This is a genomic window from Sheuella amnicola, from assembly GCF_010499255.1.
In the GTDB taxonomy this organism is placed as follows: Bacteria; Pseudomonadota; Gammaproteobacteria; order Burkholderiales; family Burkholderiaceae_B; genus Zwartia; species Zwartia amnicola.
Map to the genome: position 1 here is coordinate 343,956 of NZ_JAAGRN010000002.1, position 15,631 is coordinate 359,586.

A 15,631-nucleotide genomic window follows, 5' to 3' on the forward strand; every position below is an offset into this window, starting at 1 on the left:
ATATAATGATAAAAAATATCCCGTTTATAATTCGCCTCCCTACTGTGGTGGACTAATTAGATTTTTCATGAATCACCCTACTTTATTCGATGTAATTGTGATTGGTGGCGGTCATGCTGGGACAGAAGCAGCACTTGCTTCAGCTCGTAGTGGCGCAAAAACTTTGTTATTAACTCACAATATAGAAACTCTTGGGCAAATGTCCTGTAACCCATCAATTGGTGGGATTGGAAAAGGACATCTTGTAAAAGAAGTGGATGCACTTGGTGGAGCAATGGCCATTGCTACTGACGAGGCTGGAATTCAATTTAGAACATTAAATAGTTCTAAAGGACCGGCAGTTCGAGCAACAAGAGCGCAAGCTGACCGTGTGTTATATCGAAAGGCAATTAGAACAAGACTGGAAAATCAAAAAAATCTTTTGATATTTCAACAAGCCGTAGATGATTTGATTTTAGAAGGCGATAAGGTTGTAGGAGCGGTTACACAAATTGGTTTGAAATTTAATGCAAAATCAGTTGTATTAACAGCAGGCACCTTTTTAAATGGTTTAGTTCACATAGGATTACAAAACTATACAGCCGGACGGGCTGGGGATCCACCTGCCACAACGCTTGGCAATAGATTGCGTGAAATGAAACTACCTCAAGGGAGACTAAAAACAGGAACTCCCCCACGTATTGATGGCAGAAGCATTAATTATTCTGTTTTAGAAGAGCAGCCTGGGGATTTGGATCCCATACCAGTTTTTTCATATCTTGGATCAGTCGATATGCATCCAAGACAAGTGCCTTGCTGGATTACTCATACCAATACAAGAACTCATGACATTATTCGAGCTGGTTTGGACAGATCACCAATGTATAGCGGTGTTATTGAAGGTATTGGCCCAAGATATTGCCCTTCAATAGAAGATAAAGTACATCGCTTTGCAGGAAAGGATTCACATCAGGTATTTCTTGAGCCGGAAGGGTTGGATACTCATGAAATATATCCTAATGGTGTTTCTACAAGCCTACCTTATGACGTTCAGTTAGAGCTAATTCATTCATTACCAGGATTGGAAAATGCACATATTGTCAGACCTGGTTATGCGATTGAATATGATTATTTTGACCCAAGAGAATTAAAGGCATCTCTCGAAACAAAAGGATTAAAAGGATTATTTTTTGCCGGTCAAATAAATGGAACAACAGGCTATGAAGAAGCTGCAGCTCAGGGGTTAATGGCAGGCATAAATGCAGCTAGATATTCGAGAGAAGAAGATGCATTCGTTTTGAGGCGAGATCAAGCTTACTTGGGGGTGTTGGTTGATGATCTCGTCACAAAGGGTGTCACCGAACCCTATCGTATGTTTACATCTCGTGCCGAATATCGTTTGAGTTTAAGAGAAGATAATGCAGATTGGCGACTAACGGAAATTGGTCGCAAACTAGGCCTTGTCGACGATTTCAGATGGGATGCATTTAATCGTAAAAGAGATATTGTTGAAAAAGAAATTTCGCGTCTTCAATCTACTTGGGTTAATCCACGAATGCTGGCGGCCGAACAAATGATCGCGGTTCTTGGTAAAGAAATTGAAAGAGAATATCTTTTAGCAGATTTGTTAAGACGTCCAAATGTGACATATCAATCTTTGATGGCGATGCAATATGAAGAAGGTATAGCAATGGATCGTGGTTTACCACCAGGTGAAAATGCGGACCAGGTTGAAGTACAAGTCAAATATGAAGGCTATATTGCAAGACAAAGAGATGAAGTCATCAAACAGCAGACTTATGAGCAACAGATAATTCCATCGGAAATCCACTTTGATCAAGTCACAAGTTTATCGTTTGAGGTTAGACAAAAACTAAAACAACATCGACCCGAAACTGTTGGTCAGGCATCTAGAATTTCAGGAGTAACACCAGCCGCAATATCTTTGTTGTTAATTCATTTAAAACGACATTATTACGGTGATAATAAAAATAATGATAAAAATAAAAAAAATGATATTGAGAAGATATCATTATGAATTTTTCTAAAGAAGAGAAAGAAGAATTTGCAAAAAGACTAAGCATTGCTTGCAATCAATTGGCAATAAATCTATCGATTGAGCAAAAGACACGGTTGCTTGAATATCTGGAAAACCTTTTAAAGTGGAATAAAACCTACAACCTCACCGCAATAAGAAATCCCGAGCAAGGATTGATTCAACATATTTTTGATAGCCTTTCAATCATCCCGTCTTTAAAACTGTATTTCGATAAACATTTAATCACGACACCAGAGATATTAGACGTTGGTTCAGGCGCAGGGTTACCAGGGGCCGTCCTTGCAATCGCATGCCAGCAAACAAAAGTTACATGTATAGACACAGTAGAAAAAAAGACAAGTTTCATCAAACAAGTAGCGTCGGTATTGAAAATAGCGAATTTGAAAGCGATACACTCGCGAATAGAAAACTTGGATTCAATAGAAGCAGACCTTGTGATATCCCGAGCATTTGCCTCACTCGAAGATTTTGCAAAACTTGCCGGCAAACATGTTTCAGAAAAAGGAATCCTAGTCGGAATGAAAGGAAAGACCCCAAAAGAAGAAATCGATAAACTCGTAAATAAAGGGGAATGGATAATCGAAAAAATAGAACCATTGCAAGTTCCGGAGCTACAAGCCGAACGTTGTTTGGTTTGGATGCGAAGAAAGGAAAACGAATGAACACAGCCAATACGGCAAAACTGACAGCCCGAGTGTTTTGTATAGCAAATCAGAAAGGTGGCGTAGGAAAGACAACTACAGCAATAAATTTATCAGCAGGTTTAGCTAAACATGGTCAAAGAGTATTGCTAATCGATCTTGATCCGCAAGGCAATGCAACCATGGGTAGCGGCATAGATAAAAGTACGCTTGAACATAATCTTTATGATGTTCTGATTGGACAAGCAAATATTGAACAAGCACGAGTCCATTCGGAAAATGGGGGATACGATGTGCTTCCTGCAAATAGAGAATTGTCAGGAGCGGAAATCGATCTGGTTGGAATGGAGGAAAGGGAATCGCAACTTAAACAAGCGATAAAGCTTGTAGAAGATAAATATGATTTCGTATTAATAGATTGCCCGCCAACACTATCATTACTTACGTTAAATGGATTAGCAGCAGCACATGGGGTCATTATTCCGATGCAGTGTGAGTATTTCGCATTGGAAGGATTATCAGACCTTGTCAATACGATTAAAAGAGTGCACAGGAATATCAATCCTGAATTAAGTTTGATAGGGCTATTACGAGTAATGTTTGATCCACGAGTGACATTGCAGCAACAAGTATCAGCACAATTGGAAGCACATTTTGGAGATAAGGTATTCAAAACCGTAGTTCCCAGAAATGTCAGATTGGCAGAGGCCCCAAGCCATGGATTACCGGGCGTAACTTATGATCCGTCATCGCGCGGAGCACAAGCGTATATCGCATTCGGAAAAGAAGTTATTGAGCGCGTACGCTCTACATCGATGTAAAGATCAGGAAAAAAATGGTAACGAAAAAACCTAAAGGTTTAGGAAGAGGTCTGGAAGCATTGCTTGGTGCGGACTCCCAGGTGATAGGAAAACTCGGAGAAAAAGAAATTGATACGCAAATGCCAAGCGTATTGCCGGTATCCAAGATGCAAGCCGGAAAATATCAGCCACGCACAAGAATGGATGAAGGTGCATTAGCGGAATTAGCAGAATCGATTAAAAGCCAGGGAATCATGCAGCCTATCCTGGTTCGCCCAATTGATAAAGCCAAAGGACTGTATGAAATCATCGCCGGGGAACGCAGATTTCGTGCTGCACAGTTAGCCGGACTTACAGAAGTCCCGGTTCTGGTAAAAGAAGTCGCGGATGAAAATGCCGCGGCGATGGCTTTGATTGAAAACATTCAAAGAGAAGATTTAAATCCACTGGAAGAAGCGCATGGCGTGAGAAGATTGCTCGACGAATTCAATCTGACGCACGAGCAAGCCGCAACCGCGATCGGAAGATCAAGGTCGGCGACAAGCAATTTATTAAGACTATTGAATCTGGCAGCGCCTGTTCAAACCATGTTGCTTGCAGGTGATATCGACATGGGACATGCCCGAGCACTGCTAGGGGTAGATGCCGCAACGCAAATTCAAATGGCTAATTTAATTATCGCAAAAAGGCTCTCCGTACGCGAAACAGAAAAAATGGTTTCACGCGCAGAAAAGGAAAGCGTATCGGAAAGCGGAAATACATCCAAAACAAAATCGTCAGCCAACAGAGATGTGACGAGAATGGAAGAGGCTCTTTCAGATCAATTAGGCACCAAGGTGGCACTTAAAGTTGGTGCAAAAGATAAAGGTCAATTACTAATCGACTTCCATGGATGGGAACATTTTTCGTCATTGCTTGAAAAAATGAAGTTGCAATCCCCGCAGGATTAATCAAATATGCTTACGAGGAAGATATGACTACTAGCGCACATCCACATCAAAAAGAAATCCAGGCTCATTTAGGCAACATGAAAAAAATCGCGCAACGAGGCGAATTGACGAGAGCCGCGTTGGACGAGATCAAAGAAGAAGTCAGAGCGCTAGCATCGCATAAGGATTGGTGGTCAGAAGATCGGTATGCCGCACCTGAGGAGGGAGAAAATCAAGCACGCTATTTAATTAGCGAAGAACCTGATAAATCGTATGCCTTGTATCTGAATGTCATGCGACCGGGAAAAAAAATTGTCCCCCATAATCATACGACATGGGCATGTATTGCCGCAGTGGAAGGTATAGAACACAACTATTTGTATGAACGCCTGGATGATGGATCACAACCGGGCGTAGGTAAACTTAAACAGGTTGAAACGATCATTGTTGATCCAGGCAATGTGATCGCGCTAATGCCGGACGATATCCATGCTGTTCAGATACAAGGCAATGAAGTCATTAGACATTTGCATATGTACGGCCGCGCACTTGAAACCTTGGATAAAAGATTAGGTTTCGATCTTGAAAATGAAACATGCGCCATCATGCCAATTGGTGTTCAAACCCGCCGTTGATCCATGAAGGATTCAGACAAAAAAACGCGCCTCATGCGCTCAGGCAGATCGCATGAGGGTTGGGTCAATGTTCCACCCACACGCGCTAGTACATATGTTTTCCCGACAGTAGAAGCCTGGAGAGATACAAGAGCAAAAAGAGAAACAGAGCGGCTACGATCCTACGGTGCTCGAGGGACCGACTCGACGCATGCACTTGAAGATATTCTCATTGAACTTGAAGGTGGGTTTCGAGCCGCGCTCTTCCCAACAGGACAGGCTGCAATAGCCGTCACCCTGCTCGGATTTTTATCGCCAGGCGATCATCTTTTAATGACAGACGCGGCATATGAGCCGGTAAGAAGATTTTGCTCTGAACAGTTGAAACGACTTGGCATTGAAGTGACGTATTATTTGCCTGATGGGTCGGATCTTAAAAGCAAAATTCAGAAAAATACAAAAGTTATTTATGTTGAATGTCCTGGTTCATTGACTTATGACATGCTTGATTTGAAGGATGTCTCAACAATTGCCAGACAACACCACTGCGTTACGATTGCCGACAATACTTGGGGCTCCGGATGGTTATATCGACCACTGGAATTAGGCGCAGATGTATCAATTATTGCCGCGACAAAATATTTAAGTGGCCACTCCGATGTCATGATGGGTGTTGCAGTTTCCAATAAAGAGGCGTGGCCTCTTCTTCAAAAAGCGGCAATCAATTTCGGACAAACCGTGGGTGCCGATGATGCATATTTAGTCTCAAGAGGAATCCGCACGTTACCCGTGCGAATGTTAACTCATGAAAAAAATGCGCTGATCGTCGCGCAATGGCTTAAGAATCAAAAAGAAGTTAGTCATGTATTTTGCCCTGCACTGTCGACTGACGAGAATCATGAGATTTGGCAACGCGATTGCAAGGGTACAAATGGGCTGTTAACTGTAGAGTTTCACCCTGTTCATGCCATCAAGCAAATCGAACAAATGATCGATGCACTGACTCTTTTCGGTTTAGGAGCATCATGGGGTGGATTCGAAAGTCTGGTGATACCCGCCAACATGAACGCAGCCAGAAGCTTGACGGATTGGACATCGCGCGGTCAGGTTGTCCGGTTTCATATCGGTCTGGAAGATCCGGTCGATTTGATTAAAGACTTGGAGCAGGCATTCAAGCAGTTTCATCTTTAAATTCCATATGTCAGGTAAGTCATGCAAAAAAATATGATCAAGAAAGTAATCCCGACCGAATTAAAAAAATGGTTGCATGATGGACAAGAAATCGCACTGTTGGATGTGCGCGAGCATGGACAATATGGCGAAGCGCATTTGTTTTATGTTGTATCCGCACCGTACAGCAAATTGGAGTTTGACGTTGCTCGACTGGCTCCACGCAAGAATGTGAGGATGGTTCTTGTCGATGAGGACGGCACTGATTTAGCGGAATTGGCCGCTCATCGTTTGCGGGCATGTGGATACGAGAATATTCATATTCTTGATGGTGGCGTACAAGGCTGGAAGCGGGCGGGATATGAACTGTTTGCCGGCGTGAATTTGCCAAGCAAAACGTTTGGTGAACTAGCCGAGCATGCATTCAATACCCCGCGCATTACCGCGCAAGATTTAAATAAAAAGATCGAACAAGGCGAGGATATGATCATTCTGGATGGTCGACCGTTCACCGAATTCAAGAAAATGAGTATCCCAACGGCAACCTGCTGTCCAAACGGAGAACTACCGCTTCGCATAGACGACTTGATCAATAGCGAAAACACAACGATCGTGATCAACTGCGCAGGCAGAACTCGGAGCATTATCGGTGCACAAACACTTATTAATCTAGGTATTAAAAATAAAGTTCTGGCACTCGAAAATGGCACGCAGGGCTGGTATCTTGCCGACTTAAAACTGGATCACGGAAAGTCGAAAAGACATTCGCTCGAATTGAATCTTGATCGCATAGCTGACCGACAGACTCGCGCGCTTGAGCTTGCGCGCAAACACAATATTCGATTCGTGGATCACGATACGGTTTCGGCTTGGCTTAAGGATGAACACAGAACAACCTTCCTTTGTGACGTGCGTACGCCGGAGGAGTTTTCGAAAGGAAGTCTATCCGGTGCGCAAAACACACCGGGAGGTCAATTGGTCCAGGCGACCGATCAGTTCGTCGGCGTGAAAGGGGCAAGACTTGTATTGTTCGACAGTGAAGGCGTACGAGCACCAGCAATGGCTTCCTGGCTGGAGATGATGGGATGGGATGTTGCAGTATTGAAGGATGCTTTCGGCGTACCAGACAAACTGATTGATACACATCGAAAATATAAAGGTGTTTCAGTCGAGAAAATCTCTTCCGAAAAAATGAAGTCATCAGTGAATCTTGGCGCACAACTGTTTGATCTCAGGCCAAGCATGAAATACCGTGAGGGTCATATTGATGGCGCGCGCTGGTCGATTCGGAATCGATTGATTGATGATATTGCCGACAATAAATCAACACCCATTATTTTGATTGTCGATGACGAGGCAATTGCCCAAGCCGCCTGCTTGGATTTGCATGATCACGGGATGAGCGATATCACGATCAATATGGATACACCGGCGCAATGGATGGCTTCAGGATTAAATGTGGTTGCCACACCCGAAAACCCTGCCAATCATGAGTGCGTAGATTATTTATTTTTTGTGCATGATCGGCATGATGGTAACAAAGCCGCAGCCAGGCAATATCTGGCTTGGGAAATGAATTTGCTTGCGCAGATCGATGAGCAAGAAAAAAATAGCTTTAGATTGCCCCACTAAAAAGACTCTTACATATTGAGCATTCCCTTAACTGCAGCACGCTTTTGTGGAGAAAGCGATGAAAGCATTTTGGATTAAACAAATTGTTCCGCTGTTTTTGATTGCATGTGTTTGTTCCGCAAGTGTTGCACAACATATCAAACCGTTAGCTGACTTTCCGACGCAGGCAATCACGATTATTTCTCCGTTTCCGCCAGGTGGCGGTAACGATAGCGTCTCGAGACTGCTAGCTGCAGAGCTTGCGACGATCATTGGGCAACCGGTTGTGGTTGAAAATAAAGGAGGAGCCGGTGGTAATTTAGGCACTTCGCAAGCAGCGCGTGCCAAGCCTGATGGATATACGCTTGTCATGTCGCAAACAAGCATCATCGCAGTCAATCCGGTAATGTATTCGAATGCCGGCTTTGATCCGGCAGTTGATTTTCAGCCCATTAGTCAATTGACGGCTGCCCCCGTTGTTTTCGTTGTGCGTGAGCAAAGTCCGTATCGTGATTTAAATGATTATTTGAAAGATGCTCAAAATCGACCAGGATCAATAAATTTCGCCACTCCCGGAAACGGTACCTTGTCGCATCTGACAACCATGCGTTTGGCGAACAATGCCGGTGTGAAATTGACGCATGTACCTTACCGTGGTGCCGGACCAGCAGTGACTGATCTTCTTGGTGGTCAGGTTGATATGGTTGTAACCTCTCCTTCTTCTGTCGAGGGCCTTGTTTCATCGGGCAAGTTGCGCGTCATTGCCGCAACCAACGCAAATCTTATCGGTGTGTTTAAAAGCGTCCCGACGTTAGAGCGTCTCGGCATTAAAAACATGGAAGTAGTGGACTGGTATGGTGTGTTCGCGCCAAAGGCGACTCCACCTGATCGCATCGAATATTTATCCAGAGCCATCAGACAAGCCATGCGATCGCCCGCAGTCATTGCAAAAATAAATCAAGGCGGATCGGAAGTCGTTGCGAGTGAACAGAAAGCCTTTGTCAAAAAGGTCGAGCAAGAAATAGCAGAATGGAAGGATGTGGTGAGGAAGTCTGGAATACGAGCAGATTAATTCTCTATTTGTAAGCCGGTAGACTAAACTTGTCCCTACGTCGTGTGCAATATAAAAATGAAATTACTCAAAGGTAAAAATGAAGAAATCTAACCGCAAGGGCATTGTTTTAGCCGGCGGATCAGGAACAAGGTTGTATCCGGCAACACTATCCATATCGAAGCAGTTGCTACCGATATACGATAAGCCGATGATTTATTATCCGCTCACAAGCTTGATGATGGCGGGCATTCAAGATGTATTGATCATATCAACACCTCAAGATACGCCAAGATTCGAAAACTTATTGAAAGACGGGTCACAGTGGGGCATGAACATAACCTATTGCGTTCAGCCCTCGCCTGACGGCCTTGCCCAAGCGTTTATTCTTGGCGAACAACATGTGGGAAACCACCCCAGCGCACTGATTTTGGGTGATAACCTTTTTTATGGTCACGATTTCACAACATTATTAAGTCGCGCCGACACGCAAACATTTGGAGCAAGTGTTTTTGCTTACCACGTGAATGATCCTGAACGTTATGGTGTTGTTGAGTTTGATAAAAAAGGCAAGGCTTTATCGATTGAAGAAAAACCAAAAGCACCTAAAAGTCGTTACGCCGTAACAGGGCTTTATTTTTACGATAATCAGGTTGTAGACATAGCAAAAAATATCAAACCTTCAGCTCGAGGCGAGCTGGAAATTACGGATGTGAATCAAGCGTATTTATCAAAAGGCCAGCTCAACGTCGAAATGATGGGCCGGGGTTATGCCTGGCTGGATACAGGAACGCATGATTCGCTGATAGAAGCCGCACAATTCATTCAAACAATTGAAAACAGGCAAGGTCTGAAAGTGGCCTGTCCTGAAGAAATTGCTTTCCGTAATAAATGGATTACAGCGGATGCTCTTGAGATCATCGCGCAACCATACTTAAAGACAGGATACGGAAAATATCTGATTAGCTTATTGATAGGAGATATGCGTTGAAAGTAACGCAAACGCGATTTCCTGATGTTCTGATTTTAGAGCCTAGAGTTTTTCGGGATGAAAGAGGATTTTTTCTTGAAAGCTTTAATCAGAAGGTATTTTCAGCGGCTACCGGGGTAGATTGTTCATTTGTTCAAGATAATCATTCGAAGTCTTATAAAAATGTTCTTCGGGGCCTCCATTACCAATTGCCACCGAAAGATCAGGGAAAGTTGGTGCGTGTTGTACAAGGCGAGGTGTTCGATGTCATCGTTGATTTGCGAAAATCTTCACCTACATTTGGTCAGTGGGATGCCCATACTCTAAGCGCGGAAAATGCCAAACAATTATGGATTCCACCGGGTTTTGCTCATGGATTCTTAACGCTAACGGACACGGCTGAGTTTTTATATAAAACAAGCAATTTCTGGTCGGCAGAACATGAGCGGGGTTTGCTTTGGAATGATCCAGCCATTGGTATCCGATGGCCGCTTGAGGGAAAAAATCCAGTTCTTACTATAAAAGACGCCCAGGCCCCCAAATTGGCAGAAGCTGACACCTTTTAGTCAAGACTTCAGCATTGACTTGACAGCCCGTAAAAGTTCCCCCATAATCCATGGTTCTCTTGTGGAGAGGTGCCCGAGTGGTTAAAGGGGGCAGACTGTAAATCTGTTGGCCTTGCGCCTACGTTGGTTCGAATCCAACCTTCTCCACCAAGAGTCCGGATTCAAGCGTGCAATGTTGGGAAACCATCGGAAGCTCGATAAAGTAAAGCGGGTGTAGCTCAATGGTAGAGCAGAAGCCTTCCAAGCTTACGACGAGGGTTCGATTCCCTTCACCCGCTCCAGTAAGTCATGCAGTTCAGATAGTTAGTTTTTTGTATTACAGATTATGTAGTTCGTGGGGCTAGGCCCGGCGAATGCGCCCATGTGGCTCAGTGGTAGAGCACTCCCTTGGTAAGGGAGAGGTCACGCGTTCGATCCGCGTCATGGGCACCAAAAGATAAGTTTTATTTAACTTCAACAACTTCAATTCAGGTCGGGAGTTAGCCATGGCAAAAGGCAAGTTCGAACGTACCAAACCACACGTTAACGTAGGCACAATCGGCCACGTTGACCATGGCAAAACCACATTGACTGCAGCGATCACCACCGTGCTGTCGAAGAAATTCGGCGGCGAGGCGAAAGACTATTCGCAGATCGACGCAGCACCTGAAGAGCGTGCACGCGGTATTACGATTAACACCGCTCACGTTGAGTACGAAACACAAAACCGTCACTACGCACACGTTGACTGCCCCGGCCACGCCGACTACGTCAAGAACATGATTACCGGTGCTGCGCAGATGGACGGCGCGATTCTGGTGGTGTCGGCTGCTGACGGCCCAATGCCCCAGACCCGCGAGCACATCCTGTTGTCGCGTCAGGTTGGCGTTCCTTACATCATCGTCTTCCTGAACAAGGCAGACATGGTTGATGACGCAGAACTGCTCGAGCTGGTTGAAATGGAAGTGCGCGAGCTGCTCTCGAAGTACGACTTCCCCGGCGATGACACCCCGATCGTGAAGGGTTCGGCTAAGCTGGCACTCGAAGGCGACCAGGGCGAACTGGGCGAGCAGGCCATCATGAAGCTGGCTGAAGCACTGGACACCTACATCCCCACGCCTGAGCGCGCTGTGGACGGCACGTTCCTGATGCCTGTTGAAGACGTGTTCTCGATCTCGGGTCGCGGCACCGTTGTGACCGGTCGTATCGAGCGCGGCATCATCAAGGTCGGCGAAGAAATCGAAATCGTCGGTATCCACGACACAGTCAAGACCACTTGCACGGGCGTTGAAATGTTCCGCAAGTTGCTCGACCAGGGTCAGGCAGGCGATAACGTCGGTATTCTGTTGCGCGGTACCAAGCGTGAAGAAGTTGAGCGCGGTCAGGTTTTGGCCAAGCCAGGTTCGATCAAGCCACACACAGACTTCACCGCCGAGGTGTACATTCTGTCGAAAGACGAAGGTGGTCGTCACACGCCATTCTTCAACGGCTATCGTCCCCAGTTCTACTTCCGTACGACTGACGTGACCGGTACGATCGAATTGCCCGCAGACAAAGAAATGGTTCTGCCAGGCGATAACGTCGGTATGACCGTCAAGCTGTTGGCACCGATCGCCATGGAAGAAGGTCTGCGTTTTGCTATCCGCGAAGGTGGTCGTACCGTCGGCGCCGGCGTGGTTGCAAAAATTCTGAAGTAATTTTCATTAGTGCGGGCAGGTACCCAATAGGGTTCCTGCCTTTTTTAGCAGTGCAGGTATAGGGGCGTAGCTCAATTGGCAGAGCGTCGGTCTCCAAAACCGAAGGTCGGGGGTTCGAGGCCCTCCGCCCCTGCCACCACACTGCAAAAGTAATATTGCGAGTGCTGCCTTTTGCAGGCTTGCTTAAAAAATGTCGAACAACACGATCGAAACAGTCACAACAACAACAGACCGCTTAAAGCTCGGTCTGTCGGTGCTTGTAATCATTGCGGGTATTGTTGGCTTTTCTGTTCTTGAGCCGAAGTTGCCAATGGTTGCACGCATTGCAATCTTTGTCGGTAGCATTGTTTTAGCTGCGCTGATTGCGTGGACAAGCGAACCCGGTCGTCGAACGATTGCGTTCGCGCAAGAGTCATATAACGAGGTCAAGCGTGTTACTTGGCCAACCCGTAAAGAAACGGTGCAAATGACGGCGATTGTTTTTGCATTTGTAGCCATCATGGGATTGTTTCTCTGGGTGCTTGACAAGCTTGTCGAGTGGATGCTGTTTGGCGTGTTGCTAGGCTGGAAATAACAAGGACGATCCATGAGTAAACGTTGGTATGTCGTTCATGTCTATTCCGGCATGGAAAAAAGTGTACATAAGGCAATGCTCGAAAGAATCGAGCGCGCCGGATTGCAAAACTACTTCGGTAAGGTTTTAGTGCCGTCTGAAGAAGTGATTGAAATGAAAGGTGGTCAAAAGTCGATTTCTGAGCGGCGTATTTTCCCAGGTTATGTACTGGTTGAAATGGAGCTGACAGATGAGACTTGGCACGTGATTAAAAATACACCACGCGTGACTGGATTTCTTGGTGGATCGGGTAACCGCCCCACCCCCATTTCCGAAAAGGAAGTGGCGAAAATCATGTCGCAAATGGAAGAAGGTGTCGAGAAACCGCGGCCAAAGATTTTGTTCGAAGTTGGCGAAATGGTGCGAGTCAAAGAAGGTCCTTTTGCGGACTTCAATGGCAACGTCGAAGAAGTCAACTACGAAAAGAGCAAAGTGCGTGTATCGGTTGCGATTTTTGGTCGCTCAACACCTGTAGAACTGGATTTTGGCCAGGTCGAAAAGACCTGATATTTTTTAACCCCGGGGAGCATATGTTTAACCCACATGTGCGCTTGAACCCGTAAGGAGTAAAGCATGGCGAAGAAAATCGTCGGCTTCATCAAGCTGCAAGTACCAGCTGGTAAAGCCAACCCATCACCACCAATTGGCCCTGCATTGGGTCAACGCGGCTTGAACATCATGGAATTCTGTAAGGCCTTTAACGCCAAGACCCAGGGTCTTGAGCCAGGTCTGCCAATTCCCGTAGTGATTACCGCATTTGCCGACAAGAGCTTCACTTTCATCATGAAGACGCCTCCAGCGTCGATTCTGATCAAGAAAGCAGCCGGCATTCAAAAAGGCTCGCCACGTCCTCATACCGACAAAGTAGGTAAGTTGACACGTGCACAAGCAGAAGAAATCGCTAAAACCAAAACGCCTGACCTGACGGCAGCCGATTTGGACGCAGCTGTGCGCACCATCGCCGGTAGCGCACGCAGCATGGGCATTACGGTAGAGGGGCTCTGATCATGGCAAAGACAACTAAGCGCATGGCAGCGGTCGCAAAAAAAATCGATCGTACAAAGCTCTATCCCATTACTGAAGCCCTCTCACTCGTAAAAGAGTGTGCAACTGCCAAATTTGATGAGTCCATCGATATTGCAGTGCAGCTTGGTATTGATCCAAAAAAATCAGACCAATTGGTTCGCGGAGCAGTCGTTTTGCCGGCTGGTACAGGCAAGTCGGTTCGTGTGGCAGTGTTTGCACAGGGCGACAAGGCTGAGCAAGCAAAAGCTGCAGGTGCAGACATTGTTGGCATGGAAGATTTGGCTGAACAGATCAAAGGTGGCAACTTCAATTTTGACGTCGTCATTGCATCGCCCGACACCATGCGTATCGTTGGTACGCTCGGTCAGGTTTTGGGCCCACGCGGACTGATGCCAAACCCGAAAGTGGGTACGGTTACACCTGATGTAGCTCAAGCTGTGAAAAACGCTAAAGCTGGTCAAGTTCAATACCGTACAGACAAGGCTGGCATTATTCATGCCACGATTGGTCGTGCTTCTTTCGGTGTTGAGCAACTGCAAATCAACTTGGCAGCACTGGTTGATGCGTTGAACAAAGCACGTCCTGCAAGTTCGAAGGGTGTTTATCTTCGCAAGCTCGCTGTTTCATCCACGATGGGTGGCGGTGCGCGCGTTGAATTGGCTTCACTGACCGCTGCCTAATAGCAGCAGTCGGATTTACAAGACTTTGGGCCGCACCCGGTTAATCCGGGTGTTGCTGTCAAAGACCGCTGGAGCAAAGACGGATTAAGTGGAATCCTTCCATTTAATTATCGGAGCTTAATCCCAGGATTTTTCTGGATCCAGCGCAGACGGCGCCCTTGGAAGATTTCTAGTACAGAACTCATCCAGGTTCGCCGCATTCGGTTGATGCAAGGGGATTTTCCCCAAGCATCTTATGATGGAGTGTTCAAACCGTGAGTCTCAATCGTCAAGAGAAAGCGATCGTAATCGAGGAAGTCACGACGCAAGTCGCGAAGGCCCAATCGATTGTGGTTGCAGAGTACCGTGGTCTGGACGTCGCCTCTGTCACCGTACTGCGCAAAACTGCGCGTGAACAGGGCGTGTACCTGCGAGTCCTTAAAAACTCGCTGGCACGCCGGGCTGTTGCAGGCACGCCTTTCGAGGCATTGTCCACAAAGCTCACCGGACCACTGATCTATGGCATCAGTGCTGATCCGGTCAACGCTGCAAAAGTTCTTTCCGCATTTGCGAAAGACAACGACAAGCTGATCATCAAGGCAGGTTCATTGCCGAACAGCGTTCTTGATGCCAACGGTATCAAGGCACTGGCCACGATGCCTTCACGCGAAGAGTTGTTGTCCAAGTTGCTCGGAACAATGCAAGCACCGATCGCACAGTTCGTACGTACCCTCAACGAAGTTCCAACCAAGTTCGTGCGTGGCCTCGCGGCTGTTCGCGATCAGAAACAAGCTGCTTAACACGCAATTTGCGGAATTTTATTGAAAGACACGCGATACCAACCCCTGGTTAATTAATTATTCTGGAGTTCTACAAATGGCTACAAAAGCTGAAATCCTCGATGCAATTGCAAGCATGACCGTGCTGGAATTGTCCGAGCTGATCAAAGAAATGGAAGAGAAGTTTGGCGTGTCCGCTGCGGCCGCTGCTGTTGCTGTTGCCGCTGCTCCTGCAGCTGGTGGCGGTGCTGCTGCTGAAGAGCAGACTGAGTTCACCGTTGTGTTGGCTGAGGCCGGCGCAAACAAAGTGAGCGTCATTAAAGCTGTTCGCGAAATCACCGGTCTGGGCTTGAAAGAAGCCAAAGACCTGGTTGATGGCGCACCGAAGCCAGTGAAGGAAGGCATTGCTAAGGCTGACGCTGAAGCTGCCAAGAAGAAGCTTGAAGAAGCTGGTGCTAAGGTCGAACTGAAGTAAGACTTGCCAGTGA

At 46.3% G+C, this 15,631-nt stretch carries 17 protein-coding genes and 4 tRNA genes; all 21 read left to right on the forward strand.

What is annotated here, in order from left to right:
* Positions 1-67 precede the first annotated feature (67 nt).
* The 21 genes from mnmG (at position 68) to rplL (ending at position 15,618) form a co-directional block, all read left to right on the forward strand.
* Positions 68-2,017: a tRNA uridine-5-carboxymethylaminomethyl(34) synthesis enzyme MnmG gene (gene mnmG / locus G3I67_RS04215; RefSeq protein ID WP_163651839.1), complete on the forward strand. Its 1,950-nt coding sequence runs from the start codon at positions 68-70 to the stop codon at positions 2,015-2,017.
* Positions 2,014-2,700, forward strand: a complete 687-nt coding sequence (gene rsmG / locus G3I67_RS04220) for a 16S rRNA (guanine(527)-N(7))-methyltransferase RsmG (RefSeq protein WP_163651842.1) — start codon at positions 2,014-2,016, stop codon at positions 2,698-2,700. The genes mnmG and rsmG overlap by 4 nt, the downstream gene beginning before the upstream one ends.
* Positions 2,697-3,500: a ParA family protein gene (locus tag G3I67_RS04225; protein ID WP_163651843.1), complete on the forward strand. Its 804-nt coding sequence runs from the start codon at positions 2,697-2,699 to the stop codon at positions 3,498-3,500. The genes rsmG and G3I67_RS04225 overlap by 4 nt, the downstream gene beginning before the upstream one ends.
* A 14-nt stretch (positions 3,501-3,514) precedes the next feature.
* The gene (locus G3I67_RS04230; protein WP_163651846.1) at positions 3,515-4,429 is read left to right on the forward strand and encodes a ParB/RepB/Spo0J family partition protein; all 915 of its coding nucleotides are present in this window, start codon (positions 3,515-3,517) and stop codon (positions 4,427-4,429) included.
* Positions 4,430-4,452: 23 nt separating this feature from the next.
* Positions 4,453-5,043: a cysteine dioxygenase family protein gene (locus G3I67_RS04235; protein WP_163651848.1), complete on the forward strand. Its 591-nt coding sequence runs from the start codon at positions 4,453-4,455 to the stop codon at positions 5,041-5,043.
* 3 nt (positions 5,044-5,046) lie between these two features.
* Entirely contained in the window at positions 5,047-6,213 is a 1,167-nt protein-coding gene (gene metC / locus G3I67_RS04240; protein ID WP_163651850.1) for a cystathionine beta-lyase, read from the forward strand.
* Positions 6,214-6,246: 33 nt separating this feature from the next.
* Positions 6,247-7,824, forward strand: coding sequence for a rhodanese-like domain-containing protein (locus G3I67_RS04245; protein WP_163651852.1), 1,578 nt, complete (start codon positions 6,247-6,249; stop codon positions 7,822-7,824).
* A gap of 58 nt (positions 7,825-7,882) precedes the next feature.
* Positions 7,883-8,875: a Bug family tripartite tricarboxylate transporter substrate binding protein gene (locus tag G3I67_RS04250; RefSeq protein ID WP_163651854.1), complete on the forward strand. Its 993-nt coding sequence runs from the start codon at positions 7,883-7,885 to the stop codon at positions 8,873-8,875.
* A 79-nt stretch (positions 8,876-8,954) separates the two neighbouring features.
* Complete coding sequence (gene rfbA, locus G3I67_RS04255; protein WP_163651856.1) at positions 8,955-9,845, forward strand: glucose-1-phosphate thymidylyltransferase RfbA; 891 nt, start codon at positions 8,955-8,957, stop codon at positions 9,843-9,845.
* A complete protein-coding gene (rfbC, locus tag G3I67_RS04260) occupies positions 9,842-10,390 on the forward strand; it encodes a dTDP-4-dehydrorhamnose 3,5-epimerase (protein WP_163651859.1) in 549 nt (182 codons plus the stop codon). The genes rfbA and rfbC overlap by 4 nt, the downstream gene beginning before the upstream one ends.
* Positions 10,391-10,453: 63 nt before the next feature.
* Positions 10,454-10,540, forward strand: a tRNA-Tyr gene (locus tag G3I67_RS04265).
* Positions 10,541-10,597: 57 nt separating this feature from the next.
* Positions 10,598-10,671: transfer RNA gene (locus tag G3I67_RS04270), tRNA-Gly, on the forward strand.
* Positions 10,672-10,747: 76 nt separating this feature from the next.
* Positions 10,748-10,822 (forward strand) — tRNA-Thr (locus tag G3I67_RS04275).
* Positions 10,823-10,875: 53 nt separating this feature from the next.
* Entirely contained in the window at positions 10,876-12,066 is a 1,191-nt protein-coding gene (gene tuf / locus G3I67_RS04280; RefSeq protein WP_163651860.1) for an elongation factor Tu, read from the forward strand.
* Between the two features lie 60 nt (positions 12,067-12,126).
* Positions 12,127-12,202: transfer RNA gene (locus G3I67_RS04285), tRNA-Trp, on the forward strand.
* A gap of 54 nt (positions 12,203-12,256) precedes the next feature.
* Complete coding sequence (gene secE / locus G3I67_RS04290; RefSeq protein WP_163651862.1) at positions 12,257-12,640, forward strand: preprotein translocase subunit SecE; 384 nt, start codon at positions 12,257-12,259, stop codon at positions 12,638-12,640.
* A gap of 12 nt (positions 12,641-12,652) precedes the next feature.
* Positions 12,653-13,186, forward strand: coding sequence for a transcription termination/antitermination protein NusG (gene nusG / locus G3I67_RS04295; RefSeq protein ID WP_163651864.1), 534 nt, complete (start codon positions 12,653-12,655; stop codon positions 13,184-13,186).
* A 66-nt stretch (positions 13,187-13,252) separates the two neighbouring features.
* Entirely contained in the window at positions 13,253-13,684 is a 432-nt protein-coding gene (gene rplK / locus G3I67_RS04300; RefSeq protein WP_163651866.1) for a 50S ribosomal protein L11, read from the forward strand.
* Positions 13,685-13,686: 2 nt separating this feature from the next.
* The gene (gene rplA, locus G3I67_RS04305) at positions 13,687-14,385 is read left to right on the forward strand and encodes a 50S ribosomal protein L1 (protein ID WP_163651868.1); all 699 of its coding nucleotides are present in this window, start codon (positions 13,687-13,689) and stop codon (positions 14,383-14,385) included.
* A 254-nt stretch (positions 14,386-14,639) separates the two neighbouring features.
* Positions 14,640-15,164: a 50S ribosomal protein L10 gene (gene rplJ / locus G3I67_RS04310; RefSeq protein ID WP_163651870.1), complete on the forward strand. Its 525-nt coding sequence runs from the start codon at positions 14,640-14,642 to the stop codon at positions 15,162-15,164.
* A gap of 76 nt (positions 15,165-15,240) precedes the next feature.
* Positions 15,241-15,618, forward strand: coding sequence for a 50S ribosomal protein L7/L12 (gene rplL, locus G3I67_RS04315; RefSeq protein WP_163651871.1), 378 nt, complete (start codon positions 15,241-15,243; stop codon positions 15,616-15,618).
* Positions 15,619-15,631: the final 13 nt, after the last annotated feature.

Excerpts from the sequence above, each read along its gene's own strand:
- rplK (WP_163651866.1), top strand. The coding sequence starts at position 13,253 with ATGGCGAAGAAAATCGTCGGCTTCATCAAGCTGCAAGTACCAGCTGGT.
- G3I67_RS04235 (WP_163651848.1), top strand. The coding sequence starts at position 4,453 with ATGACTACTAGCGCACATCCACATCAAAAAGAAATCCAGGCTCATTTA.
- G3I67_RS04250 (WP_163651854.1), top strand. The coding sequence starts at position 7,883 with ATGAAAGCATTTTGGATTAAACAAATTGTTCCGCTGTTTTTGATTGCA.
- rfbA (WP_163651856.1), top strand. The coding sequence starts at position 8,955 with ATGAAGAAATCTAACCGCAAGGGCATTGTTTTAGCCGGCGGATCAGGA.
- G3I67_RS04230 (WP_163651846.1), top strand. The coding sequence starts at position 3,515 with ATGGTAACGAAAAAACCTAAAGGTTTAGGAAGAGGTCTGGAAGCATTG.
- mnmG (WP_163651839.1), top strand. The coding sequence starts at position 68 with ATGAATCACCCTACTTTATTCGATGTAATTGTGATTGGTGGCGGTCAT.
- secE (WP_163651862.1), top strand. The coding sequence starts at position 12,257 with ATGTCGAACAACACGATCGAAACAGTCACAACAACAACAGACCGCTTA.
- rplA (WP_163651868.1), top strand. The coding sequence starts at position 13,687 with ATGGCAAAGACAACTAAGCGCATGGCAGCGGTCGCAAAAAAAATCGAT.
- tuf (WP_163651860.1), top strand. The coding sequence starts at position 10,876 with ATGGCAAAAGGCAAGTTCGAACGTACCAAACCACACGTTAACGTAGGC.
- G3I67_RS04245 (WP_163651852.1), top strand. The coding sequence starts at position 6,247 with ATGATCAAGAAAGTAATCCCGACCGAATTAAAAAAATGGTTGCATGAT.
- rsmG (WP_163651842.1), top strand. The coding sequence starts at position 2,014 with ATGAATTTTTCTAAAGAAGAGAAAGAAGAATTTGCAAAAAGACTAAGC.
- nusG (WP_163651864.1), top strand. The coding sequence starts at position 12,653 with ATGAGTAAACGTTGGTATGTCGTTCATGTCTATTCCGGCATGGAAAAA.
- rplL (WP_163651871.1), top strand. The coding sequence starts at position 15,241 with ATGGCTACAAAAGCTGAAATCCTCGATGCAATTGCAAGCATGACCGTG.
- G3I67_RS04225 (WP_163651843.1), top strand. The coding sequence starts at position 2,697 with ATGAACACAGCCAATACGGCAAAACTGACAGCCCGAGTGTTTTGTATA.
- metC (WP_163651850.1), top strand. The coding sequence starts at position 5,047 with ATGAAGGATTCAGACAAAAAAACGCGCCTCATGCGCTCAGGCAGATCG.